The 25,488-nt window shown below is 42.7% G+C and carries 23 protein-coding genes; 14 read left to right on the plus strand and 9 right to left on the minus strand.

The annotated features are described in order from the left end of the window. Nucleotides 1-64: 64 nt before the first annotated feature. The 7 genes from L21SP3_RS03440 to L21SP3_RS03470 all read left to right on the plus strand — a co-directional run bounded on the left by L21SP3_RS03440 (nt 65) and on the right by L21SP3_RS03470 (nt 5,855). The gene (locus L21SP3_RS03440; protein WP_077539357.1) at nt 65-1,507 is read left to right on the plus strand and encodes an endo-1,4-beta-xylanase; all 1,443 of its coding nucleotides are present in this window, start codon (nt 65-67) and stop codon (nt 1,505-1,507) included. 3 nt (nt 1,508-1,510) lie between these two features. Further along, entirely contained in the window at nt 1,511-1,828 is a 318-nt protein-coding gene (locus L21SP3_RS03445) for a ComEA family DNA-binding protein (RefSeq protein WP_077539358.1), read from the plus strand. Then, complete coding sequence (locus L21SP3_RS03450; RefSeq protein WP_077539359.1) at nt 1,828-2,322, plus strand: hypothetical protein; 495 nt, start codon at nt 1,828-1,830, stop codon at nt 2,320-2,322. Before L21SP3_RS03445 ends, L21SP3_RS03450 begins: the two co-directional genes overlap by 1 nt. Beyond that, on the plus strand, nt 2,319-3,134 hold the full coding sequence (locus tag L21SP3_RS03455) for a hypothetical protein (protein WP_077539360.1): 816 nt from the start codon (nt 2,319-2,321) through the stop codon (nt 3,132-3,134). The genes L21SP3_RS03450 and L21SP3_RS03455 overlap by 4 nt, the downstream gene beginning before the upstream one ends. Nucleotides 3,135-3,145: 11 nt before the next feature. Further along, the gene (locus tag L21SP3_RS03460; protein ID WP_077539361.1) at nt 3,146-4,000 is read left to right on the plus strand and encodes an alpha/beta hydrolase; all 855 of its coding nucleotides are present in this window, start codon (nt 3,146-3,148) and stop codon (nt 3,998-4,000) included. A gap of 113 nt (nt 4,001-4,113) precedes the next feature. Continuing rightward, the gene (locus tag L21SP3_RS03465; RefSeq protein WP_077539362.1) at nt 4,114-4,854 is read left to right on the plus strand and encodes a guanylate kinase; all 741 of its coding nucleotides are present in this window, start codon (nt 4,114-4,116) and stop codon (nt 4,852-4,854) included. A gap of 14 nt (nt 4,855-4,868) precedes the next feature. Next, nucleotides 4,869-5,855 (plus strand): CHAD domain-containing protein, encoded by a 987-nt coding sequence (locus tag L21SP3_RS03470; RefSeq protein ID WP_077539363.1) that lies wholly within the window; start codon nt 4,869-4,871, stop codon nt 5,853-5,855. Between the two features lie 11 nt (nt 5,856-5,866). Here L21SP3_RS03470 and L21SP3_RS03475 read toward each other — a convergent pair whose 3' ends face one another. From L21SP3_RS03475 to kaiC, 7 genes are all read right to left on the minus strand, one after another. Beyond that, nucleotides 5,867-6,877, minus strand: a complete 1,011-nt coding sequence (locus tag L21SP3_RS03475) for a glycosyltransferase family protein (RefSeq protein WP_077539364.1) — start codon at nt 6,875-6,877, stop codon at nt 5,867-5,869. A 61-nt stretch (nt 6,878-6,938) separates the two neighbouring features. Beyond that, complete coding sequence (locus L21SP3_RS03480) at nt 6,939-8,339, minus strand: dolichyl-phosphate beta-glucosyltransferase (RefSeq protein WP_161488078.1); 1,401 nt, start codon at nt 8,337-8,339, stop codon at nt 6,939-6,941. A 233-nt stretch (nt 8,340-8,572) separates the two neighbouring features. Continuing rightward, nucleotides 8,573-9,769, minus strand: coding sequence for a glycosyltransferase (locus L21SP3_RS03485; RefSeq protein ID WP_077539366.1), 1,197 nt, complete (start codon nt 9,767-9,769; stop codon nt 8,573-8,575). 95 nt (nt 9,770-9,864) lie between these two features. Beyond that, nucleotides 9,865-11,478: a hypothetical protein gene (locus tag L21SP3_RS03490; protein WP_077539367.1), complete on the minus strand. Its 1,614-nt coding sequence runs from the start codon at nt 11,476-11,478 to the stop codon at nt 9,865-9,867. A gap of 29 nt (nt 11,479-11,507) precedes the next feature. Continuing rightward, nucleotides 11,508-12,752 carry a glycosyltransferase 87 family protein gene (locus tag L21SP3_RS03495; RefSeq protein ID WP_077539368.1) on the minus strand — a complete coding sequence of 415 codons (1,245 nt, stop codon included), beginning with the start codon at nt 12,750-12,752 and terminating at the stop codon, nt 11,508-11,510. Between the two features lie 89 nt (nt 12,753-12,841). Further along, nucleotides 12,842-13,123 (minus strand): circadian clock KaiB family protein, encoded by a 282-nt coding sequence (locus L21SP3_RS03500; protein WP_077539369.1) that lies wholly within the window; start codon nt 13,121-13,123, stop codon nt 12,842-12,844. Beyond that, nucleotides 13,120-14,577, minus strand: coding sequence for a circadian clock protein KaiC (gene kaiC, locus L21SP3_RS03505; protein WP_077539370.1), 1,458 nt, complete (start codon nt 14,575-14,577; stop codon nt 13,120-13,122). Before kaiC ends, L21SP3_RS03500 begins: the two co-directional genes overlap by 4 nt. A 282-nt stretch (nt 14,578-14,859) precedes the next feature. Between kaiC and L21SP3_RS03510 the strand changes: the two genes are divergently transcribed. The 6 genes from L21SP3_RS03510 (at nt 14,860) to L21SP3_RS03535 (ending at nt 22,635) form a co-directional block, all read left to right on the plus strand. Next, complete coding sequence (locus tag L21SP3_RS03510; protein WP_077539371.1) at nt 14,860-16,443, plus strand: hypothetical protein; 1,584 nt, start codon at nt 14,860-14,862, stop codon at nt 16,441-16,443. Between the two features lies 1 nt (nt 16,444). Further along, nucleotides 16,445-18,142 carry an apolipoprotein N-acyltransferase gene (gene lnt / locus L21SP3_RS03515; RefSeq protein WP_077539372.1) on the plus strand — a complete coding sequence of 566 codons (1,698 nt, stop codon included), beginning with the start codon at nt 16,445-16,447 and terminating at the stop codon, nt 18,140-18,142. After that, nucleotides 18,129-19,127: a HEAT repeat domain-containing protein gene (locus L21SP3_RS03520; RefSeq protein ID WP_077539373.1), complete on the plus strand. Its 999-nt coding sequence runs from the start codon at nt 18,129-18,131 to the stop codon at nt 19,125-19,127. Before lnt ends, L21SP3_RS03520 begins: the two co-directional genes overlap by 14 nt. A 1-nt stretch (nt 19,128) precedes the next feature. Continuing rightward, entirely contained in the window at nt 19,129-19,842 is a 714-nt protein-coding gene (locus L21SP3_RS03525; RefSeq protein WP_077539374.1) for an RsmE family RNA methyltransferase, read from the plus strand. Between the two features lie 103 nt (nt 19,843-19,945). Next, nucleotides 19,946-20,713 (plus strand): exodeoxyribonuclease III, encoded by a 768-nt coding sequence (gene xth / locus L21SP3_RS03530; RefSeq protein ID WP_077539375.1) that lies wholly within the window; start codon nt 19,946-19,948, stop codon nt 20,711-20,713. Then, nucleotides 20,710-22,635, plus strand: a complete 1,926-nt coding sequence (locus L21SP3_RS03535) for a hypothetical protein (RefSeq protein ID WP_077539376.1) — start codon at nt 20,710-20,712, stop codon at nt 22,633-22,635. Before xth ends, L21SP3_RS03535 begins: the two co-directional genes overlap by 4 nt. A 67-nt stretch (nt 22,636-22,702) precedes the next feature. On the opposite strand, the gene L21SP3_RS03540 is transcribed toward L21SP3_RS03535, so the two are convergent. Continuing rightward, nucleotides 22,703-23,365, minus strand: a complete 663-nt coding sequence (locus L21SP3_RS03540) for a TetR family transcriptional regulator (RefSeq protein ID WP_077539377.1) — start codon at nt 23,363-23,365, stop codon at nt 22,703-22,705. Between the two features lie 233 nt (nt 23,366-23,598). Between L21SP3_RS03540 and dapF the strand changes: the two genes are divergently transcribed. Further along, nucleotides 23,599-24,474 carry a diaminopimelate epimerase gene (gene dapF, locus L21SP3_RS03545; protein WP_077539378.1) on the plus strand — a complete coding sequence of 292 codons (876 nt, stop codon included), beginning with the start codon at nt 23,599-23,601 and terminating at the stop codon, nt 24,472-24,474. A gap of 19 nt (nt 24,475-24,493) precedes the next feature. Here dapF and L21SP3_RS03550 read toward each other — a convergent pair whose 3' ends face one another. After that, on the minus strand, nt 24,494-25,483 hold the full coding sequence (locus L21SP3_RS03550; RefSeq protein ID WP_077539379.1) for a hypothetical protein: 990 nt from the start codon (nt 25,481-25,483) through the stop codon (nt 24,494-24,496). Nucleotides 25,484-25,488: the final 5 nt, after the last annotated feature.

A 25,488-nucleotide genomic window follows, 5' to 3' on the forward strand; every position in this document is an offset into this window, starting at 1 on the left:
CATTTATAATTATAATCTCGCCTCTTCGAGTTGATAATTTACAATATTTAATCAGGGATCAGCGTTGAGATTTCAGGTATATAAAGAAGGAAAATTAGCAGACACTTTCAGCCTGGACGGGGCCTATGTTTTCGATTCTGAAGGAGCTGCCCTCAGGGTGAGCGAATCTTTAGACTTTGCCGACAGTGTCATAAGCTTTGATATGCTTACCTACGAAGCTGGAGGTCTTGCTGTGATGTGGGAGGTGGAAGGGCTCGGGAAGATGCAACTCTGCACCACCAAGCTCCGAAAACGCTCAGAGCCTTACATACTTAACCTTGAACTGGCACGAGCTCGGCTCATGCAGATAACGCTCAAGCGGGAAGACTGGCAGCTGTTCGACGAAAACGATAACCATACAAATAAAGCGATTGTATCGGCTGAAAAGCTCTTTGTGAGCGCCTTGTCGCACATAAATGAACCGGAAAAGGCCTCTCTTTATGCGGACAAATGCCTTAAGAAGGCCGTTCTTGCGTCGGAAAATCTAGCTCAAAGGCATGCAGAAACGAATTTGAATACTAAGGCCGGCAGCGGTAAATTCAATGAAATGTCATTCGGATGCACGCTTCAGCCCAAATTTGCATCAAGCGAGAGCTACCGGCGCAAAATACTCGATCTATTCAATTATGCTGTTATACCGGTAAGCTGGGGCGAAATTGAAAAGAAAAAAGGCGAATACGACTTTTCTCCAATCGACAACTGCCTCGCGGCATTCGGTTCTCAAAAGATTCGCCTCTCAGCAGGCCCTTTATTGAAATTTGAAAGGGGCGTATATCCTGAGTGGCTTGGGGGCTATGAATACGACGGTATTAAAGAGCTGGCATATAACTTTATAACGAAGATCATAAAAAGGTATGCAGGCAAAATCGACACATGGCAGCTTGTGGGAAGTATGAATTCAAGCAACGATCTTGGCTTCAGCTTTGATGAGTGCATTGAAATCTGCAGAGCCGCCTGTCTTGCCGCTCGTGCGGCCAACTCAAAAACTGTAAAAATAATATCCCTCGATAAGCCGTGGGGCTGGTACCATTCAAGAAATGCCTGCACAATACCAACTGTCCAGTTTGCAGAAACACTAGTACAAAATGCTATTACCTTCGATAAAATCGGCATCGAGCTAGACCTTTCAGGGAAAACCCCCGACGCAGCAACCAAAGACCTTATGCAGATCTCGGCAATGATAGACAGCCTTACTGTATCCAGCAGGCCGATTTGTGTAACATCGATTAAAGTTCCTTCTAAGCCGATTGAGGGGTCAGGCTACTGGAGAGAGCCATGGTCTGAGAACACTCAGGCGGCATTTCTCAGGGCTCTTTACAAAATACTGCTTGCAAAAGATCAGATGGCTTCGGTTACCTACGACTCATTCGTAGATATAGAGGAGCCCGTGGGGATTGTTTCTTCAGAAGGTGAACCGAAAAAGGCAATGAAAACGCTCAGAAATTTTCGTAAACTCCTTTCAGGCTGATTTATGAACACCTCACAGGACTTTCATTTGCAGTATCAATGGAATTTTGCATTGCTGGTAATTATTGCAGGAGTCCTGTGGTCTATTTCACTTCTTGTTTGGCAAGACGAAAGCAGGATTGAAATTTATTCGAAAGTTCAGCCTCAAACAGCTCCAAAAGCAAGCTTAGTGAGACTGCCGGGTATTGGAAGCACGTTGGCTGAGAGGATCATCGAATACCGAAAAAACCAAAACCTTGAATCTCTGGAACAGTTAGACAATGTTTACGGCATAGGGCCGGTTACCATTGAGAAAATCTCTGAATACACCGAATTTGAATAATGGCAGACTGGAACATCAAAAAACCTGAAGGCATCTGCTCAGTATGCGGAAAAGAATTTGAGCCTGATGAAGAATTCTATGCAGGGCTTGCAGAGGGAGAAGAGGGCTTCGAAAGAATAGACACTTGCAGCACCTGCTGGCAAGACAAGAGGCCTGAAACATTTTACTTCTGGAAAACAAAAATGCCCCGGCCGGAAGATAAAGGTAAGCAGAAATTCTTAAACGATGAAACTATGCTCGAATTTCTCGACAAGCTTGAGAAGTCAGAAGAGCAGGGAAAGATCAATTTCCGTTTTGTACTTATGCTCGTGCTTGTAAGAAAGCGAATCCTTCGATATAAAGACACCTTCACTAAAGACGGCAAGGACTACTGGAGACTGAAAATCACCGGACAGGACAGAATCGTTGAAGTTTTAGACCCGCATATTGGCGAAGACCAAATCGAAAGGCTCAGCGAGAATATTGGGGATATTATGCTTTTGGAGGATGAATGAAGGTTTGGATATTACTAACAGCAGGCATAATATTTACAGCCGGCTGCTCAATGCCCCCCAAAATAGACTTTGGCTCACAGAATGCCGATCCGCCCTCGCCGGTTAGAATCGCAGAAAAGCTCGAGAAGAGAAAAGCTGCTGCTCAATCATTCGCCCTACGTGCTGAAGGGAAGTACAAATCCGACAGCCTTTCAGGGGATGTAACTGCAAACCTGTATTTCAATTCTATTCGAAGTATCGCTGTGCAGCTTAAATCTATTATGGGCACAATGATTATAGCAGGTTCCGGTCAGGATAAAATCTGGTACAAATCATACAAAGGCAAAGACAAAGCATGCTACATATTCCCCCGCTCTATTGCTGATCAATGCTCTGTTATAGGAGGACTGAGCGGGATTAAGCCTGAAATTATGCTTGGGTTTATCCCGCCGAATACGATCCGTCAGAGCGATATGGTTTACTCCGAGGGAAGGTGGTACTTTGAAGACAAATCCTCATCAGGAGAATATGCCAAATACAGCTTTAACAGCGAAAGCTTATTGCCGCAGTCTATTGAAATATACAGGAACGCACGCCTTGCCGTATCAATAGTGCTTCCTTCTTATACGAAACTCAAAAAGGATTTTGAAGTACCTGATGTGATACAAATTCAAACCGATCAGGACAACGCATTTATACATCTTAAGACCGATAAGTTGAAATTATTCAATTTTTCCGACCAAATGAAGAAACGATTCTTCTCTCTGCCGGAAAGTGATAAATACTTCCGCCTGGATGAAAACTGCTCTTTTTCACCTTACACCCCAAATTAAAGCTTCTAAAGATGAAACAACACATAATCGAACATTTGAGGTATTACCATCTGCCCGCAGAGAATACTGAATTTGAATACTTCCCTGCCGCCGGATTCAACATCGCCTCTTACTTATTCCCTTCTCAATCGCCGAAAGCTGTAATAATAGCCCTCCACGGATATCTGGGGCACTGTGTACAGATGGGCAAACTGATCCCTGAAGCGAATAATGAGGGGTATTCAGTTGCCGCTTTAGACTTGCCCGGCCATGGGCTCTCCAGCGGCGAGAAATATTCAATTTCAAGTTTTGATAAGTACAGGGAGGTTTTGGAAGCTTTCGCAGAACAGGTGAAAATCCGCTTTCCCGAGATTCCCGTATATGGTCTCGGCTTCAGCCTCGGCGGGGCAATTTTTGTCGATTACCACTTGAAAAACGGCAAAGGTGTATTTGAAAAAACCGTTTTAGCCGCCCCGCTGATTAGAAATGCACTTTGGGAAATAACCAAAAAAGCCACCATGGCATTTGATGAAATTACAGACAAAATACCGAGAGTGTACAAAAAGGAAACCTCCGACCCTTTCTATATTGAAATGGAACGAAAAGACCCTCTTAGGGCAAATTTCCTGCCGCTTAGATGGGTTAAGGCTCTGCACAGCTGGGAGGCAGATCTGCGAGAGAAGGGCAAATGCAGTGTACCTGCAAGAGTTCTATACGGCCTAAAAGACACAACTGTTGATACGAAAGAGGGGACGGAGTATTTCAAGAACTACTGGCCAAATGCTGAAATTATCGAATATCCCGGCGGCAAACACGAACTGATACTCGAAGCCGCCCCGCTGGGGTCGAGAGTGATACAAGACATTTTAACAGGACTCAAGCAGTAAGGTTTATCTTTTAAACACAGCTTCAATAAATGCCTGCATCAGCAATCAGCTTTGACAAAAAGCTTGCAGCTTGCTATAATTTTTAATAGTTTTATTTCAACGAGGAGAAAATAATGGGCAAGCTGATAATTCTTTCAGGTCCATCATGCGTTGGCAAAGGCCCTTTATTTAAAAGTCTATGCAAGTTTTACCCTACTCTGGCCGGCAGCCTGAAAAAGTGCGTACTGTATAACAGTCGAAGCCCCCGCCCGGGAGAAACCGACGGCGAGGAATACCATTTCCGCAAAAGAAAAACAATCGAAGCTTTAAGAGAGAATAATGATTATTTGGTTCTTGAAGTGCGTTGTGATTTGCAGGCGATGGATATCAGGGAGCTTACGAAAATGCTTCAGCGCGGAAACGTTTTTTTTGAGGGGAATCCGTTTGTGGTTTCCAAGCTGCTTAAGGCGGGAATAAAAGACAACATAAAAACACTGAAAATATTCCTCTCCCCGCTGTCAATTGGAGAAATTCAGGAGCTTCAAGAGATTGGCGTTTGTATCGAGAGTTTTATCACTGACATTATGAGACGCAAACTCCTTCGCCGCACAAATAAACATAAAGGGATTTTAAGCCAGAAAGACCTTGAAAACATTGAAATCAGAGCTTCCAGCGCATTTATAGAAATGCAAACTGCCTGCTTATTCGATGCTGTTATACCAAATCACGACGGCGAAGACAGCGAAAACTGGGACGCCTTCTATTACCCCATTGCCGATTCTAGAAAAACTCTTAAAACCTTCGTCCAGCTTTTACGAACCGGTCGCTGCGAAGAGGCTGAATATTGGCCTGAAAACCTGCTGAAAAAAACTTAATAAACTGAAACATAATGGAACTTAATCAAGACACAGCAACACAAAAGCTCGCATGCGAGAACATCAAAAAGCAGCTTAAAACTCTTACCAAGCGGCTCGAAGGAGCCAAATTTGCAAGAGAAATTGAGGATGTTCATAAAGTTCGAGTGGCCTCGAGGCGTTTAAGGGCGATCCTGAGGCTTTTTGGGGATGTTTACGGACAAGACAAAGCAGACAGCTGGCAGAAACAGCTCAAAAAGCTTCTCAAGGGGATGTCTGAAGCCAGAGACCTGGATGCTGAGATTATGTTCATTGAAGGGGTGCTCTCTGAAATCGACTACAACTCAAGAAGACAGATTCCCGGAATTAGAAGGGCTCTACTGAGAAAACAGCAGGCAAGACAAAAGATGCAGCCAAAAGTCGCCAAAGCGATTAAGCGTTTCGAGGAAAAGAATATTCTTATTGATATGCATCTGGAAACTGAACGTATTCTCTTTCCAATCAGAAACAGGGAGACAGCCAAGATTAGCGAACCGCTGCTTGAAAGGCTTAGAGAAAGAATAGAACCTCATAAAAACGACGTACTAAAAAAACTAAGCCTTCTGAAAGACATTCAAAACAGTGAGGGGCATCACAAGCTTAGAATTGCCGTTAAGAAAACCCGCTACTGCCTTGAAGCAGCTGATAAGGCCTTTGAAGGCTCGCTCAGCAATACAATATCGAAAGTGAAAAAATTTCAAACTTTGCTTGGCGATATGCACGACCGCGACGTTTGGAAGGCAGGCCTTGAAAACCTAATCAATGATGAAAAAGAAAGAACGATAGAATATTTCGGCAGCGCAAAGCCTTTCCCGCGTCTTCTTGCCGGAATGCAAACGCTCAAGGATAAGATAGAATCCCAGAGACTTCAGCTATACCAGCAGGCCTCTGAATATGCCGCTGTTGAGGTAAACGAACATTTTTGGAATAATATAGACGAACCCTTCAAAAATTCAGCGGCAGAATCAACTCCCGAAACTTAAAAGTGTCAAACTTATAAACGCGTATTTTTATTGAGTATGCGTTTTCTCTGTCTGCTGAAAAAAGGAACAGTAACTCTGATTCCAAGCTTGTGCGTAAAAACATCTTCCCAATGAGAGGCATAATCATAGCCTGTCCCTGCCTGATCGCATTTTTCCTGAATAAAATTAATAAGTTTTTCACGATGAGCGTTCATTTTCTCTATAGTCTTCTCCCGAATATGATGGGGGCTGAGATCTCGGCGGACAATTTCCTGAACCCCTTGAGCCACAGCATCTTCATCATCTTCCACATTCACCACATACTCATCACTGAACAGTTCATCTCTTCCTCCAATATTGGCTGTATTAACAATCCCCAGCCCGCACAGCAGATACTCAGCACTAACAAACATCGCACCTTCTTCTTTTGAAAGGCAAAGCCCGCAGCGTGCCTCGTTCATAACCTTGTATATTTTGCTGGACGGGACAGACTCTTTGTACTCGGCCTGCGGAAGCATTGCACGTATTTTGCTGTAATGCTCAATTTCTCTCTCCGAATATCCGCCCACAATCTTGAGGCTGTCAATTTTTCGCGCAAGTTCATGCCTTTTGAAGGGAGTTATCCTTGCTACGTATATCGCATCAAAGCTCTTTTTAATATCAGGAACAACTTTATATTTGCTTGTATCTATAAAGGCATTCTGATGGCAGAAGAAGCTTTTAAGCCCGGCATTCTGAATCTTCCTGTTCTCATCGGCGCTGTTTGCCATACACACATATTCAACAGCATCATTTTCAGCCTGAAAGCTCCGGATATCCTTCACCAAATCATCTATGCGCTGCTGAGTCTGCCTGTGCCAGCCGAGCATAAAAAGCACATAAGACATCCTGTCCTTTGGAAGCGTTTTTATTATTTGGTCTTTCGCCTTAAAGAAATCATATTCATAGCAGACTATTATCGGAGGAGAATAGTTGAGTATATAGCAGCGAAGATTTCCTCTGCTAATAATTGATTTAGCTAAATCTTTGAAGTAATCTATCATACTTAAACCTTAAAGTTATTTCTTCTAACTTGCAAAACTGGCCAAAGACACTTATAAAGATTCAGGAATCACTCAAGAATCCACCCTGCCTGCTTCTTATCCTAAACACAGCTGCAAGCATTTTCAAGGCATCTTTTACCGGGCTGATTTTCGACCCCTCCACTTCGTGCCAGTTTACCGGCACCTCAACAATCGAATGCCCCATGAGCTGTGCAAGATACAAAAGCTCAACATCAAAAGCCCAGCCGTTTTCAAGAGATCGCGTGAATATCTTATGGATTATATCCCTTCTGTACATTTTGAAACCGCACTGCGTGTCTTTAATCCCGGGGACTGCAAGGAAATTCACCATCTTGTAAAAGGCAGCCCCCATAACAGACCTCAGTCCTTCCCTCTCCTGCTGAACATCTCCTGCAGAGATATTACGTGAGCCGATCACGATTTTATCGCTTTTTTCAATAAAAGGAATAAATTTATCCAGCTCACTTATGGGCGTTGCACCGTCTGCATCTGCGTAAAGTCCATATCGCCCGTTTGCTTCAAGCATTCCTCTTCTAACGGCTGCTCCCTTGCCCTGATTTCTCACTTGACGCAGAAGCCTTACATTCGGATTTTTACATTCAAATTCCTGCACCACTTTAACAGTATTATCGCTCGAGCCGTCGTCAACTATTAAAACCTCAATTGACAGCCGGCTTTGATTTGCTTTGATATAATTCAACACATCCTTCATAAAAGACGGGAGCCTTTGCTCCTCATTGTAGGCCGGTATTACAATGCTTACATCAGGTGCCCCGTCAACCTCTTCATAATCCGGCACATCTTCTTCGGGGTATCTGTGGAGAAACTCGATAATCCTCGGATTAAAGAAGTCGGAAATCTTAAACTTGTACCTTGTAATGTAAACCGCTGATAAAGCGAGCACGGGAACTATTCTGAAAAAATGGAAAAGAGCACAAAGCCAGAAAACCGCAGGCGATTCAAAAATCAGCAAAGGCAGTTCAGCAAGACCAACTGCAAAGGGAACTGGAGAAAATTCTATAACGGCAGTTAATATCAGATATGCCGCCCATGAATCTGCCGGCGATACAAAATGATTAAACACTGAGGTTACAGCGATACCTTCAAGACCCCACACAAAAACACCAAACACAACAGAATTTAAATAGCTCAAAACGCCTATGTGTTTTCTCAAAACGGCAGTTAACAAAGCAGCGGCCGCTGAAACAGCAAAAAATACAGAAAAAACGGGACTGCTGTATAAAATTGAAACAAGCAGGCCGGCAAGTGAACAGATCAAATAAACCCCAAGCACCCTTGAATGAAGCCATAAGCTTATTTTCTCAGATTTAATTCGGGTTTCTCTTTCAAGGAACTCAGATTCAAAGGTCTTCTCCGGAAGCAGAGGGCTCATAAAATGCAGATACTGCATCACTACCTCAAACGACATAGACTGGTGCAAAGAAATCTCTTTGCCAAAAAAAAGCCTCCTTCGAAGACTCCTCAAAAACAGTCCCAAACACGCAGCTGCAAAAAGGAGAATGACAGCATTAACCGACAAATCCGTGATTTCAATCATACCGAAATGATAAATAAGAACTGCGAAAATCCCAATACCCGTTATAAACAGAAGCCTGTAAATTCGGAAAAGATCAAATATTTCTGGCCGCTTTACTTCCATTGTTAATTTTCCCGTTAATCCTTTTTTTTGTAAACCCAAAATCTGTTCAGCAGGAAATTGAATACAGTACCGCACAATATACCTGCCGCTGCTGCGAGGGTGAGCTGTTCAGACCAGAATTCAAAATTCCTGCTTAACGACATACTCACAGACCAGTTCACCACAGCCCCGATTGAGCAGCAGCAAACAAAGCCGAAGTACTGCTTAAGCCAGTGCCGATGTTTGCCGTAGCTGAATGTGAATCTTCTGTTCATTTCAAAATTCCAAGTCATTGCGATAATAATAGCAATTATTCTTGCGATTTCTATGGGCATAAAACTCATAAAGATGTTATACGACGATAAATCAACAACTGCTCCGGTAGCCCCGACAATACAGAACTGGAAGAATTTTGCCAAATCACCGTATTTATAATCGAACAGTCTTTTTATGTGCTGAATATATTTGAGCTGTTCCTGAAAACTGAGCTTACTGCTGCCGTATTTTCTGTCGGAAAAGAATATAGGAATTTCTTTGATATTTTTGCAGCCGCACTTGACGATAAGTTCAAGCCCAATTTTATAACCTACCGGGTTAAGGTAAGCGCTGTTGAGAAAAGTTTCTTTCTTCAAGGCAAAAAAGCCGGACATCGGATCTTTAGCATTAGAGAATGGAAGTGCCAGAGATTTAGAAATCTTACTGTTTAGATGTCTGAAAACACTCCAGCCTGCTTCAATTGACGCACCTTCTACGTACCTGCTGCCGATAGCAAAATCCGCTTCATCTTGTTTGATACAACTCACCAGCTCCGGTATAACATCTGCTGGATGGCTTAAATCTGCGTCCATACAGACCAGCACTGACCCCTTCGCCCTGTTAAACCCCTCTATAACTGCTAAGCTCAGGTCTCTGCTGCCTTTTCTGACAATCATAAATGCAGGAAAGCCTCCCTGCTGTAATTTTTCCACTTCTTCAACAGAGCCATCCTGACTGTCGTCATCAACCAGAATTATCTCATGAGGGATTTGAGACTCAGTTAAAACTTTATGAATCTTCCTTACAATTAAAGGTACATTCTCTGCCTCTTTGAATGTAGGAACGACAACACTAACCAGCTCGCCATTGTCATTCTCTGATAAAAAATTTGTTTCGACAGCCGGCTGGTTGTTTGTCATCTCAAAATCCCTAAACAAAGTTTTTTTCCATTTGCAGTGCTCTGAGAATAGTCTCATCGAGCTCCCGCCCACACTTCACTATATTACTGTTTTTAATCGCGTCAGCTCTGATATCAGAAACTATAATACTTCTAACAGCTTCGCTATAATTGCTATTCTATTTCGCAGAATATATATGAATCATTTTCGAATAGAGTTTCAGAATTATCAAGAAAATTTTCATTAACCGAAATAAATCTTCCTTGCTCATTTTTATTTACCAATATATGAGTAACTGCCCTTTGACGGGCGAAATCTTTCAATCCTTCACGCGCTTCTGAAAAGAGGATTTCAGTTTCCCTTCTCACAGCTTCGGGAGTTTGCTGGGTGCTCCCGGCCACTACAGGTGCCGAGCTGAATCTAAGAGCCCTGTTAGATTCTTTAATACCTGAAAGCAGAACATCATCTTCCGTGAGATTTTCTGAGATAAAGCTGTATGCCTCAAAAGCATCTTGCGTATAAAAGAATCTGGCGTCTTTGATGTAAACTTTGCCGAAATTTGCAGCCACCTGATATGCCGGCGTAAGAAAAGTAATACAAAGCAGCAGCCCGCAGAGCGGATATGTTAATTTTGGGGGCAGCTTTGTCTTAGCAAGTCTTTTGAGAAACAGCACAAAGAAAACGGCCAAAGGCACACAAATTCCAAGTATAAACCGCCTTGAAAAGTCAAACGGGGAATACATCAGAGCCGTTTGAAGCAGCAGCCATATTGATAAGAATTTCAGTTCAATGCCCATTTGCTTGAATTTAGGCAATCTTACAATACACTCAATATAACCAAGCGAGAGCAATCCGAAACCAGCTAAAATTACAAGGAAATTAGGGGGCAGATTAACATTCTTCTCTGCCCACAGGCTGAAACCTGAGTTCGTTTTGAGCACATAATACTGATATATGAGCGAGGCAAGAAACAAAACGCCGTAAGTAAAGTATCCCCAGAAAACACGCATCCGAAAACGCCATGCCTTGCAAATCCTAAACAAAAGAAACAATGAGAAGGATATAAAAGCTATCGGCACAAGATCGTAGGAGTGTGAAAGGCCAATCAGGAATACCGAAATTGCAGAAAGCAAAAAGGGTTTGAAAGACTCTCTTTTCTCGCCGAAATATATGCCGCCGTAAATCAGGACTATTAGCAGATAGCTCCAAATGAACAGAGGGGTATAGTTGATTGAGTTCCATATAGTCATCTCAGGCATCCACAGATCTCCCGGGAAGGAAGACATCGTCTCCCCTGAAACCTCCACCCCTGAGATAAAGCTGTATATCTTTCCAAACAGCCCGAAGCCCGAGCCTAACATAAGAGCAAGCAGGCCAGTCGTAAGCCAGCTGCCCGTTAAAACTTTCTTGAGCATTTCCCAAGCCGCAAATCCAAATAAAACAGCAAAAACATACTTGGAGACAAGATATACAAACCCCAGAGGCAAATAGAGCAGCCCTGAAACACCTCCCAAAAACAGAAAAAGTGTATGTATATACTCCCTCTCGTGCGGTATATCACAGCAAAGATTCAAGAACCTTATATGCCCTTCCTGGGCCTGCTTCATAAAGCTGTAATATATATTCTGATCGTGAGAGTTCATCAAATAGCCGGTGAAGAATGTGCTGCCGCTGAAAAGATAGCCGGCGATATATGGAGCGAGAAGAACTAAAGGTATAAGCAGAATAATCAGCAGGCGCCCTTTATGACTGCTGTAAAACTCGGTGATTTTTGAAAATTTATCCATACTAACCATTATAAGCCTCTTTACTAAAATTACTCAACCGAATTCTGCGAATTTTTATCCCGCGCTACAAAAAGATAAAACGCCCATATACTGAGAAAAATGCATACTATAGGATATACAGGAAACATATGCTGGTATTGTTGAGCGCCATTAAAACTCGTCAAATATACAATAGAATTGCCCTTCACAAAACTCCCGAGAAATTCCGCTGCCCTGTATATAATCGATTCAGGTACGATAAAGAATCCAACAAAGCCGGCAGTTACAGCAGCCTTAAAAAACTCTTGTTTCCTTAAATAAATGTTTATTAGATAAAGTGCAAACGGCAGAATAAAGACAAGGTCGTAAAGCCGATGATACGATATTAACATCGTCAGGCAGGCAGTTAAAAAAATAAGATGCATACTTATATCTTTATCTTTCCGGCTTAAATACAAAGAGTAGATAAATATAGCCCCGCATAATGTCTTGGCGGAAATTTGAAGCCATTTAACAGCTATAAAATCGAGCTGCAGCATATTGTAACCTCCACCTTCATAAGAATTAAACCCATATATGTTAACCCAATAAAAAATATTATCTACATAACTTGAATAAAGCTCAATTAGGTTATGGCCGAAAACCATCGGAACAGCTCCGAAAACCAAAAACAGCACAAATGAGCAAATGCAGAGCTTGTGCCGTTTTTTCAGGAAAAGCACAGGCCCGAATAGAGGGAGCATGGAGTATTTCAGCACCGCAGCGGCAGCGAAAAAGATCACTTTTAAGTAGAATGGTCTTATCAAAAGAAGTGAAATCAAAAAGAATGAAACAAATATTGTGCTCTGTCCATGATTGATGCTTGCAAAATAAGGCGTGGAACTCATAAAAACAAATAAGCTGAGCAGAAAACCCGAATCTAAAAGACCTGTTTTGCCCTTATTCATCAAGCCCTTTTTTTTGAATAATAAATAAAAAAGTCCCACGGCTATTACTGCATTAAGCAGCAGAAATACATAACCTGCAGCATCAGAAGATAAAAAGGTGAAAGGATAAAAAAGCGCTGAATAGCCGGGGAAAACCATAGGAGGCTCTCCCCACTGATGGGATAAATTTTCAAGTATATATGGGTTAAGCCCCGTTCTTACAGTCTTTGAAACATCATAATAAGCAAGAAAGTCAATAAAATTTCTGTCTTTGATTAAAACCTTAACGAGCCTTGCAAGGGCAATAAAACCAAACAGACCAGTAGCGCAATAAACTAATTTTCGCGAATAAACAATCTTTTTCAACATATATATCCCGACAAGACACCTGTTTTTAATATTTACTGCATCTTTTCAGCCGAAAGCTAAAAAGAGGGTTCAGTACAACCTTAATACGATTACAAACTAGGGAAAAACGGCTTAAGCACCGTTTTATCAGCTAATGTCCCGTAAACCATGCCTCCCGGAGCAGGTTCTATAATCTCAAGAGCCGGCGTAACAAATATCCCTTTATCAAGCGCAGTTTGAGGCTCTTTCAAAACATCTACAATCTTAAGATCGTAATCGTATGAATTGCAGGTTCTGCATATCTGCTTGAGATTTTCGATTGCCATAGCTGAATTGAGTCCTTTTCCGGCAACATATAGCCTTAGAACCATTTTGGAATTTTCGCTGCTCATCCCCTGCTCTCCGCTCCTGAATACACGCCGCCGATTTTTATTCCGTTGTCTGTTATTTTGAAAAGATGACACTGACTCGAATGCGCCCTGGCCCTTGATTTGAGTATCAGCAGAAGTCTATTCAAACGCCCCTGAAATTCAACGTTTCTAAGTAAAATCACAGTGTCAATCACAGAAGAAAGATCAATTCCTGTAATTTCCCTGCCCTCTCTCTCGTTGTCAGCAAGATTTGTCAGCAGGGTTGTAATGCCTCTTTGTTTGCAGTAGTTTATCAGCCTAAGGATATAATCGAAGGCCGCATGCTTATCTCCCATTCGCCTGCAGGCGGATATCGCATCAACCACAAGGAATCCCGGATTAAACTCTTCAATAAGATGAAAAACCCGCACCAGATGCTCCTCCACGCCCAGCGCTTCGGGCATAACAGGGTGAAATTTAAGCAAACCGTTGTTGATGTGGTCTTGAAGGTTGATGCCCGGGCTTCGCATACCCATAACCACAGCCTTCTGAGATTCCTCAAAATCTATATAAAGAGCCTTTTCCCCTTTTTGACATATTGAACTGACAAACGAGCAGACAAGGGTGGTTTTCCCTGTGCCGGAGGTACCTGAAATCAGGTTGCAGGAATTTCTCCTGTATCCGCCTGCAAGGAGCTCATCAAGTTTTTCAATCCCGCTGGAAACAGACTCGCCGAGACCATTGTGCTGAAGAGAGGCGGTGGTAACAGGGATGATTTGCACTCCGTTTAGGTATATTGCAAACGGATATTCATTCCTGCCGAAGTCCGAGCCGCGGCACTTAAGAACTCTAAGCCGCCTTGTGGCAATCTGATTGTGAACGCGCTGGTCTAACTGTATAACGCAGTCGCAAAGATAATCCAGGAATTCGTAGCGGTTGAAGTCGCCCGAATACTTTTTTATCGTAATCACAGTGGTTATTTGATTATCATCAAGCCAATTTTTGAAACTTTGCAGCTCATTACGCTCTTTTACAAGGTCATCCAGGAGCCTTAGAATGACATCCTGACCATCAATTAGAATTCTCTTTGCATTGATCCTTGCTGCTTCGCTGTCAATGATTGCCAGCAGCCCAGAGAAATCAAACTTTCCCGAAAGGACTGCTTGAGGGTCTATCCTTGCCTGAATTATTGAAAGCTTATTTTCTTTTTCAAGCTTCCTGAAATCCCAGCCAAGGGTTAAAGCATTATTCTTCAGGCTTTCAGCTTTCTCTTCAAACGAAAGAATTATGCCCGGCTCGCTTTCGATTGCGCCGCGGTATATAAACTCCGAGCCAAGAATCGTCTTGCCTGTACCGGGGCCTCCATTTATGAGAGTAAGCGAACCGGCCGGCAGACCGCCCATCAGTATTTCATCCAAGCCTTTAATTCCCGTAACTGCCTTCGAGATTCCGGCAGTTTCAGTAGATTGTTCGTCTTGCGAAGATTCGGAATACATAATATCAGTACCCTTTCCAAATAAAACTGAATTCCCATTGTAACTCCGAATAAAATATCAAAGTCACAGGCTGATTTCAAGAAATAAAATATTTTTGAGATATGAAGATTAGCCATATCATTTAACCTTCACAGCGCACCAGCGAACAAAACAAACAAATCAAAGGTAAAAGATTAAAAATATTAACCTAATTATTGAAAATTCTTCTATGTGTATTTGTTTGACTTGCAGGTTTTAATATTTTAAAATTAGTGTATGATAACTTATTTGAGGTCGCAGATTATGAGAAGAAATATTATATATATATTACTCCTGCTTTTCCCGGCTGTGCTGGCCGCCGCAGAAAGAGATATTCCCCGTACCGGTCAGCAGGCATATCAGCAGAGGAGAATCAACAAAAATACAAACAGGGCAAGATACAACACACCCTCTACTCAGCTTCAGAGCAAAACCAGCCCATACACAGGGAACTACAATTACTATGAACGCCAGCCTGGATACCAAAATTATTCTCGAGCAGGTGTGGATGTAAGCGGTCGGCAGTACAACCAGAATCCAATCACCACTTACAGAGAATATGACCGCTATTCAAAATCCTCTACAGGACTTAAATACAGCTATCCGCTCAGCGGGACTAAACTCCCCCACCGCATCACTGACCGCTCCAATCTAAAGACAGGGATGCCGGAGTATGAAGAGTACCTGAGAAATAAAGTGCTTTCAGAAACCAGATACGGAAGAAACGTAAAAATAGATTCAAACAAGCTAAAAAACAGCGAATACTCCTCTAGAAAAGATGCAGACAGATATTCCCTTCCTGAAAATTTTGAACAGGAGCATCAAGACCTTATCACAAAGAAATATGTCCAGGACCTCATTGCTAAAGAGCAGGGAAAAGTTAGCAGCAAAGACCCATTAGACGAAATCCTCAAGCCGCAGGAATCGGCAGACCCAGACCAGCAAAGGAAAATCAATAAAGAGTCTGAACTGAGAAGAACAGAAAAGAAAAATGCAAAAGAAAATCCTCAGATGCTTGATCCTGCCGCTCAACAGAGGCAGGATGATAAAGACGTTTTTGAAAGAATAAAAGAGGAAATTCAAAGCTACAAAGCAACATCGCAGCAAAAAGACGGGCAGAAAGACCAGACTGGCGAAGATAAAGACAGTACTGATCAGAGCAGCAAGAAGCAGCTTACGGCTCGGGAGAAATACAAGAAATACGTGGAAGATTTCGAGAACCCTAAATCTCAGTCTGAAAAAGATATTGAGAAATCACTGGAAATTGCGGTTCCTGAAGGTGACGACCTTAGGCAGCAGGCGGAAAATATCCTCGGAAAACATTCTACTTTTGCCACCCTCTCAAACGATAAATTCAATACATATATGCGTAAGGCCGAAAAGCTTATGTCGCAGGGGCAGTATTATAAAGCTATCAACGCATATAAAATTGCCAAGATATACAAAAAATACGACCCTCTCTGTCATCTGGGAATCTGTTTTGCGCAATTCGCAGCAGGCGAATATCTCAGCAGCTCAGTAAGCCTGAACAGGGCAATGCTGATATATCCGGATATAGTGAAAATGCGGGTTGAGCTTACTGATATTATAGGCAGCAGAGATATAATCGAAAACAGAATGGTAGATATTGAACGCTGGATAGAGAGAAACGGCTCCAGCAAGCTGGTTTTCCTGCTTTCATACATATACTATCAGATGGACAATACCGAATGGGCACGTGAGCAGCTTCGAAGAACAAAAGATAATTTCCGAGACGATGGTTTCAGGAAAAACGCCGGCCTTCTTGCAGATGAGGTCGGGGCGGATTTCAGCTCATCAACTGAGGCTCAGGAGCAGTTAGAGCAGTAGTATGAAGCAGAAAATTCACCTCAAAGCCGCAGCCGCGGTCTTTCTCGGGGCTGTGATGTGTGCTTTGGCTTTTGCTCCATACAATTTCAGCTGGCTTGCCTGGATTGCTTTTGTGCCGGTTCTGCTGAGTTTGAGTGCAGATAAAGGCCGGTTTCAGCCCTTTATCTTCTGGCTTGCAGGATTCTCGCTGTGGCTTTTCAGTACAGACTGGTTTATAAACATTGCATTCGCCGCGTGGATTGCTGCTGCAGCTATTATGGGTGTAAAGTGGGTGCTGATGTACTTTGCACTGCGTTTTCTGCATCAAAAAGGAATTTTCTTCACTTTTGCTTTCCCTATTGTTATTGCAGGGCTTGAAGCCTGCCAGGGGTTTCTGTTCGGCGGTTTCGACTGGAACTTCCTCGCACACAGCCAATATCGTTTTCTTCATTTGATCCAGATTGCAGATATTACAGGCGCAGCGGGGGTAAGCTTCGTGGTGGCGATGGTAAACGGATATTTGGCTGATGCAGTTCTCATAACCCGAAGGCTTATAAAAGAAAAGCCTGAGATAAACGTTAAAATGCTTGCCAAATACGGAGCTCTGGATGCCTCATTAGTTATTGTAATTGCCTCCGTACTGCTTTACGGTAATTTCAGAATAGAAAACGAAAAGCTTACAGAAGGCCCGCTTATCGGGATAGTGCAGCCGGACGTGCCATCCACTGCCAAAGGCATTCAGGTGAGCTATGACAAAATGCTCGAAAGACTTGAAAATCAAACAGCTCTTTGCAGGCAGAGCGGAGCAGATATCATTGCCTGGCCTGAAACTATGATACCGGCACCCATGAATAAAGAGTATATCGACTGCTGCCGGAGCGATTCTCTGCCTCAAAAATTCTACACAAGAATCAAATCGCTCACTGAAGAGTTCACCCTGATTGCCGGAGCGCCTTACGCAACACTGAAAATCGAAAACCAAAGTCTTCAGTTTGACAAGGAGTACAATTCCGCTGTCATCTTCAAGCACGGTCGGCTCCTCGAAAACAGGTATGACAAAATTCGCCTCGTACCCTTTGGCGAATACATCCCCTTTGGACACATAGGCTGGATAAATGATCTGATTATGCATTTCAACCCGCAGGGGCTGGATTTTACTATTGACCGAGGAAACAGCTTGCAGAGATTCAGGCTCAAGGCCGATAGCAGAGAAATTTTGATCACTCCCTCAATCTGCTATGAGGATACCGATGCAGAATTCACCAAGAAATCGCTTCATACTAAGGGCGAGAAGTCTGATCTGCTTCTAAACATAAGCAACGATGGCTGGTACGTAAAATTCGACGGCGACGGCACCGCCCGCGCAGGGAAAGAGCATTACCAACGCACAGCAATTTCGGTTTTCAGGGCAGTAGAAAACAGAATAACTCTTATGCGTTCAGTAAACACAGGCATAAGCTGTATGATAGACCCGCTGGGAAAAATGATAAACGGATACGAAGCTGGCAATCTGCCCGAAAAAGCATTAAACAGAGGAGCAGTTGAAGGATGGTTCAGCGACAATATAATACTCTGCAGAAGACGCAGCTTTTTCAGCTGGCACGGCAGATGGTTTTCACGAATCTTCCTGAAGGTGCTAATAGTTATATTTGCTGCAATAATAATCGAAAAATTATGGCTAAAGAGAAATAATAAAACGGAGCAAAATGCTGAAAGATAAATTTATCAAAATCAAATATATCACTGTTTTAAGCCTGTTAATGCCATACATTTGTTTTGCAATGGGAGACAGCCGCTCCAGAGGCATTGAAGAAGGGCTTCCTTTGGAGGAAAAGGCAAGATGGAAAGTAATGGAGATACTTCAAAACAGCAGTGTTGACCTGCAGATGGATGCTGTTGAAGTGGCAGCGAAAAGCGGCGATGAGACCCTGCTTTCTAACGTTATGCCTATCCTGAACGATGAAAGGGCGCCCGAGCCAATTAAATTTGCCTGTCTTATGGCGATTGGAGATGCGAAATATTCAGGCGGGCTGAAGTTTGCGGAAAAGTACAAAACCAATGAAAACCCCAACCTGAAAATGGCGGCGGCCTATGCTCTGATAAGGCTTGGAAGGGATTCTAACTCCAACTGCAAGATAATACTAGAGCAGCTCGACTCAGAAGACCAGAAAACCAAAGATAATGCGGTTTTGCTTCTGGGAAAGGCTGGCCAGCGCAAATATATCAGGGTTCTGCGGTGGCTCTTCAACAATGAAGATTCCACCGAAAGAAGCAAGCTTCTGATTGTTGAAGCGCTTGCACGTCTGAGAGACCCGGAGGCCCGCTCAAAGGCATGGGCTCTAATGATAAGCAAAAGAGCCGACGACCGCGTTATGGGCATAACCTCAATGCAGAAGCTAAAAACGCTAAAAGCTAAAGACGCAATTCTTACTATGCTTGATGACGGCGTCCTTGAAGTGAGGCTTGTAGCAGCTGAGAACGCGGCTCTGCTCGGAGATAAATCGGGCAAGGATATCGTTGTTGATTTCTTCGATAATAAAGTTAATAAGCTGGACAAGAAAGACAGAGACAGAGCCCTCCTTCACGCAATAGATGCAGCGATTGCAATAAAAGATGTTGACACTGCCTCTTATGTGCCCGATTATTTGGATTACGATTCTAAAAAGATTCAGCTTAAAGCTGCTCAGGCTGTCTTGAGTATGTAGTATGTCTCTATTCTACGCAGAAAATATTAGTCCCGAGACAGTTTTGGACAAATCCGAGGCAAGGCATCTTGCTGCCTTTCGCATAAAAGAGGGCGATCAAATACAAATTTTCGACGGGAAAGGGACATCTGCTTTAGCCATTGTAAAAGAGATAACAAAAACAATCGCCAAACTTGAAATTCTAAACACTAAGAAATTTACCCCGCGGCAAAATGGAAAAATAACGCTGATTGTAAGCATCGCAAAGGGACAAAGGTTCGACTGGCTTATCTCAAAAGCTGCTGAGCTTGGAGCAGATTGCATTATGCCCGCTTTATTCGAAAGAACTGTAAAAACTGCAAGCGGGAAAAACCTTCTCGAAAGATACAGGAAGCTTTCAATCTCAGCCTGCAAACAAAGCGGTAATTTATTTCTGCCCAGGATATACCCTCCGGACAGATTCGAAGAACATTTGAAACAGCTGAGTGATTCAGTTTTTCTATCGGCAAGTTTGTCAGATAATGCCCGATCTTTGGTCGAAATTGATTTAGACATTTCAGCCAATTATGCCGTTTTTATTGGGCCTGAGGGCGGATTCACAACAAGAGAAGAGCAAATTCTCAAAGACTCTGGTGCAGAAAACATATCCCTCACTTCAACAACCCTCAGAACAGAAACTGCGGCAGTCTGCTGCTGTTCGTATTTAGCTCTAATGCGGGATTCGGCAAGGGCATAAAAATTACTGTGGGTTAATCTCCTTGAAACGCTTATTTATATTTACCAGGCAGTTTTATATGATATAATCTAAGAGAAATAATCTTTAACTATCCGAGGAACGAATGCTTACAGCCACATTCAACGCAAATTCAATCAGAACGAGAAAAGAGATAATAAAAGACTGGCTCACAGAAAAAAAGCCTGATATTCTCTGTATTCAGGAAACCAAAGTGCAGGACAAAGACTTTCCGACATCCTTCTTTGAAGACATAGGATATAATGTTTATTTCAGCGGCCAAAAGAGCTATAATGGAGTAGCTGTTTTGTCTCTTCAGGAGGCTTTGAAAGTGGAATACGGGCTTGATTCAGAACCCGAAGACAAAAGCAGGCTGGTTTATGCAGAATTCCCCGATATTCATATAGTTAATACATACATCCCGCAGGGCAGCAGCCCGGAATCAGATAAATTTCAGTACAAACTTGAATGGTACCAAAGGCTCAAGGCCTTTTTCAGCAGGAAATTCACTCCGCAGGATAACGTTTTATGGCTCGGGGATATGAATGTTGCACCTGAAAAGATTGATGTGCACAATCCTGAGGGGCTCCTCGGACACGTTTGCTTCAGAGAAGAAACATGGAACGCCTTTAAGGATGTAATGAGCTGGGGATTCACCGACATCCTCAGGAAGCATTACCCCGAGGATATTATTTATACTTTTTGGGACTACAGAGCGGGCTCTTTCCCAAACAACAAGGGCTGGCGCATTGACCATATACTGGCAACCGCCCCGCTCGCTGAAAAAAGCGTAAAATGCTTTGTGGATTTAGAGCCGCGTAAAAAAAATAAACCCAGCGATCATACTTTCTTGGCAGCGGAGTTTGATATATGAAAAACGTAATCTCAACCAACAGAAAAAAATTGATTATACTTCTAACGCTTCTTCTTTCAGCATCTGTTAGTTTTGCAGGACTTTCGGGCAGTTCACTTGAGACAAAACGAAAAATGAGGGAGATTAATGCCAGAAGACTCTGTATGACGGGGCTTGCAGGAGAGAATACTCCCATGAGCATAAAGGGCTTCAGTTCACTTTTTCTAAACAACGATGCCCTGAACGCCAATGAAGAGATGCTCAGATACCTCCAGGGCGAGCTCGGTTCGGCAGCTGAGGATGCAGATCAGCAGAGCGTGAAGGATATTGAAGAAGACCTTGACTGGTGGCTCAGGCTGTATTTTGAATTCCATCCGGACAAAAATCAAAGCAAGCACGGTCAGCTCAGCAGCACACTGGCAGAAGAACTTGAATCTGTTTTCTTTACGTATGCCTCAGTTATGAGCAATTCTGAACAGGTGCAAGGCGAGCTGATATGGTCTGTGGAAGGAAATAAAAGCAAAACTATTAAACGCTGGATAAGAACCTATCTCTGCATAGAGGCAGTACGAAATGAACAGAAATTCAAGGCTGCCGAATTCAGCGATGGAAGAACGATTGAATATCATTATGCTTTGTGGACTGAATTCTTAGAGCTTTTCGTCCTCGAACACTGTAAATTCGGGCTGTTTCCGCAAATTTTTTCAAGCCCCGATCAGGCCTCTATGCTGATAAGCCTATTTAATCTTTATGATTTCTCGAAAAACAGTGATCTCAAGAGAAAAGTTGACATCCTTATCACCTTTATCCTCGCAGACTGGTCTCACCTGCACTACAATGGAGTTTATGCAGGAGCCAGAACAGGAATGAATTTTAATTCGCCGGATATCTATTCTAGAAAAGATAAATGGCGGTATTACGCCGCACCGTTCGTTGGAAGCAGCAGCGAATGGCTTGAAAAAGATAAAAACGATTATTCTAACGATTTCGGAATATATGTTTCCGCAACAACAAATTACCAGCTTCCTGATGTAGTTCTGGCATCAGCTCTCGGCAAAAAACCCCGAAAGAGCTTTGTTTCGATATCCGCCTACCCCGCATCAATTATAGAAAAGCAAGGCAGGCAATACCTTGACAAGGACGGGGAAAAGTTCCTCTCATACTCATACGTAACAAATTATTACTGCCAGTCTTCAATAATTGCAGACCCAACTGCCGTTAGCGGATATGAAGATGATGAAAAAACAAACATCACCAAAGATGCATTTGAAAATACAATGACCGGCCTGACTTTTCAAAGCAGCCCTGGAAGCATAATTTATCCCGTACTTCGAAACCAAGACAGAGAGATAAGAGATTACAACTCATTGATTACCGCACAGAACAAAAATATAACAATTTATATTCCAAATCGAAATAAGTACCCCGAAGGTGCGGTTGAACTGATAATGACATCCGGTCTTTCTTCCAATATGCAGCGAAGCAGCGGGTGGAAAATCTTCAAAATAGCGGGCGTATGGACAGCCGTAAAAGGCTTCTCTCCAAAGAACGGTCAAACAACTGCTGAAGGCAGATGGGCAAACGGAAATAGACTCATTTTCGACAAAGAAAAGGGACCTGTTGCAATGGTAACCGGCCTGAGCTATAAATACAAAGATTTCGAAGCCTTCACGGCTTATCTCGAAAAGCAATTTGCTTCAATTAGAGAAGGCAAGCTTACTTTCTACGGGGTGAACACTGACAACGACCCTGCAAAAATACAAGCAGACCTATCGGGAAGCGAGCTGCCTCAGGTTAATGGTAAAAAACCAAAACTCCAAAAAGAATATCTTTACGACTGCCCCCTTATAAGGTCTAAGCAAGGCAGCGGAATTCTATTTTTCAGCAATGAATCCAAAAGTATGGTAATTGATGTTGTCAAAGATATAATCTCAGAAAGCTGAGAGAGAATATCATTCGGCAAACATAAAACCTCCCGCTTTAAAACGAGAGGTTTTTTAAGATCTATTTTCAGCTTTTATTGATCAAGCCGTCTAAAAGGTAATATATCGAGTCGGCGTAAATCTTTTCGCCGTCAAGCTTAAAATCCTTAAATTCCGGCATTGCCATCGTCTTCTGAAGATTAGCCGAGGGCTTTATTAAAGACATCAATCCCGCAGACATCCCGTAATGATAATAAATAAACATTTGGCACTCTTTTACAGAGAGTTGCGGAAAGTGTTTCTGGATAATTTCTGCACCCTTTTCGATAAGCGGAAAAAGACGGCTTTTGTAATTGAAAAGCCCTTTTTCTGAAGAATATCTTTCCAGTGAAGCGCCGAGTCTGGTAACCAGCCTTAAGAATCTATCGCAATCCAGCGTATTTTTCGCCCATGCAGACGCAAAAGACTTAACATTGCCTTTTTTAACACTTGAGAGTTTTTTATTCTGATAGTCGAGCATTAGATCAAAATACTTAATTACCAGACGGAGGAAAATATCTTCCTTTGTTAGAAAATACCTATAGATATTAGGTTTGCTTATCTCAGCTCCTCGTGCGATATCATTAAGACTGATCTCTTCGAAATCTTTTTCCTGAAAGATCTTATCAGCAGACTGCAAGATTTCATCAGTACGAAATTCCTTTTGCTCAGGAGTTCTTGCACGAACCCAGTTCTCCCTTGGAGTGCTCATTATTACACCTCTTACTTAGTTTCCCCAAAATCATTGATTTTTCAGGAACGACTACTTAATAATAACATCAACTAAATTACCCGTTTTTACACAAGTTACTAATCTGGATTTACATTGAGTTTACAGCGGTAAACTTCTACTATTGTTTTGACATATAAAAATTGAAATGCAAGAATATTAACATATAATGCCGTTAAAAATTTGAATATTTAATAAAAAACAGGAAAAATTAAATGAAATTTACAAAAATGCAGGGCCTCGGGAATGATTATGTTTATGTTAACTGCTTTGAAGAGACTGTTGACCGCCCGGCAGAAATGGCAAAATGGGTTAGCGACAGGAACTTCGGCATCGGTGCTGACGGGCTGATCCTAATATGCCCCTCACAAACAGCAGATGTGAAGATGAGAATGTTCAATGCAGACGGCAGCGAATCAGAGATGTGCGGCAACGGCATCCGCTGCGTAGCCAAGTATTCTTTCGATCATCGCCTTGCAGAGCCGGGGACAAGCTTTTCAGTTCCCGGTCAGCGTCCCTGTCCGCATTCACTGAATATTGAAACAGGCAGCGGCATCCTTAAGGTGGGAATTATTCCGGGCGAAGACGGTAACGCTGAAAGCGTATGTGTTAATATGGGAAGACCGGTTCTCTCGCCGGCAGAAATACCTGTTAACTTCGAGGGTGAGAGGATTGTAGATGAACCCTACGACTATACCGGCACTCAGCTCAGAATGACCTGCGTTTCAATGGGAAACCCGCACGCTGTGTTCTTCTGCGATGATCTTGAAGGGCTTGAACTGGAAAAGATCGGTCCTTTCATCGAAACAGACCCCATATTTCCGAAAAGAACCAACGTGCATTTTGTCAAGGTGAACACGCCGGAAGAGATAACGATGAGGACTTGGGAAAGAGGCTCAGGAATCACCCTCGCCTGCGGGACTGGTGCCTGCGCTTGTCTGGCGGCGTGCGTTCTAAACGGAAAAAGCCAGAGAGCAGTGCTCTGCCATCTGCCCGGAGGAGATTTAGAGCTTCACTGGTGCGAAGAGGACGACAGCATCTATATGACCGGCGCTGCTACAGAGGTTTACAACGGCTATCTGCTAGACTGAAATCGGGTACCGGCCTGCTTTAGTTTATGCTCAAAGACAGCTTTTCTACAGCCTCCTCAGTGTTTTGAGAGTTTACAAGCTCCTCAAGCTTAACTGGCATTTTTGGTGAGGCTGTAATTTTTAATTTCTTTCTGTCTCCGTTTATCATCTCAAGCAGAGCAATAGAAAACTGCCGGGCAATATCAGGGGTTTTCGCCCCGGGCTGAGAATTCACAATCTGTGCGGAAGCCTGCTGCCTGAGCATTTCAGGTGTCTGATTGGAATTATGAGCAGCCGCTGCGAAAATTTTGTCTATCAGAGTTTCATTTATCAGCTCAAAAGACATATGCTCCAAAGCTATATCCAGCAGCAGTTCGGGCTTACCCATCGGATTTTTAACCCCTTGGTGTTGAAACTCTTGAGCCTTGACCATAAATCTGGCTATATCAAAACCGGAAACTTCAACCTTTTCATTAAGCTGAAATATCCCTTCAAATTCTATGGAAGCATTCATAAAATGTTTATTTTTCTGAAAATCGGAATTGGAAGTTATTTGGTAGTTTACTACAATTTCTTCTCCAAGCTCCAAAGATTGTACTACCGAATTAATCTGCTGAAAAAGCTGCTCTGCTACAATAGGGTTCTTTGAGAGCTTTTCAAGATTATCATTTACCGGAACTGAAATTTTTTCGAAACTCACATCCATAGATTCAGGGATAGGTCTTGTCCGCCCGTTTGGCATTTGAACTTCAATGCCGGGTTTATAGTCGTTGATTATAACGCTTCCAATGCTTCCGCCTAAGAATGGAGTTGAAACTTGTATATCTTCAATTGATACGCTCTGCTTGAGAAGTGATGCATTAACTTTATCGTATTTAAGATCGCAGAAGTTTTCCCAGCCCGCAAAAACAGCGTCAACCTTTGCCTGCGCCTTTCTCTGGACAGTTAGCTTAACCCCGAGTGCAGAAACGCCGAAAAAAACTGCCAAAACAATTAACGCTAACAGCGTTTTTTTATTTTTTAAGATCATTTGTT

Source organism: Sedimentisphaera cyanobacteriorum (assembly GCF_001997385.1).
Taxonomy (GTDB): Bacteria; Planctomycetota; Phycisphaerae; order Sedimentisphaerales; family Sedimentisphaeraceae; genus Sedimentisphaera; species Sedimentisphaera cyanobacteriorum.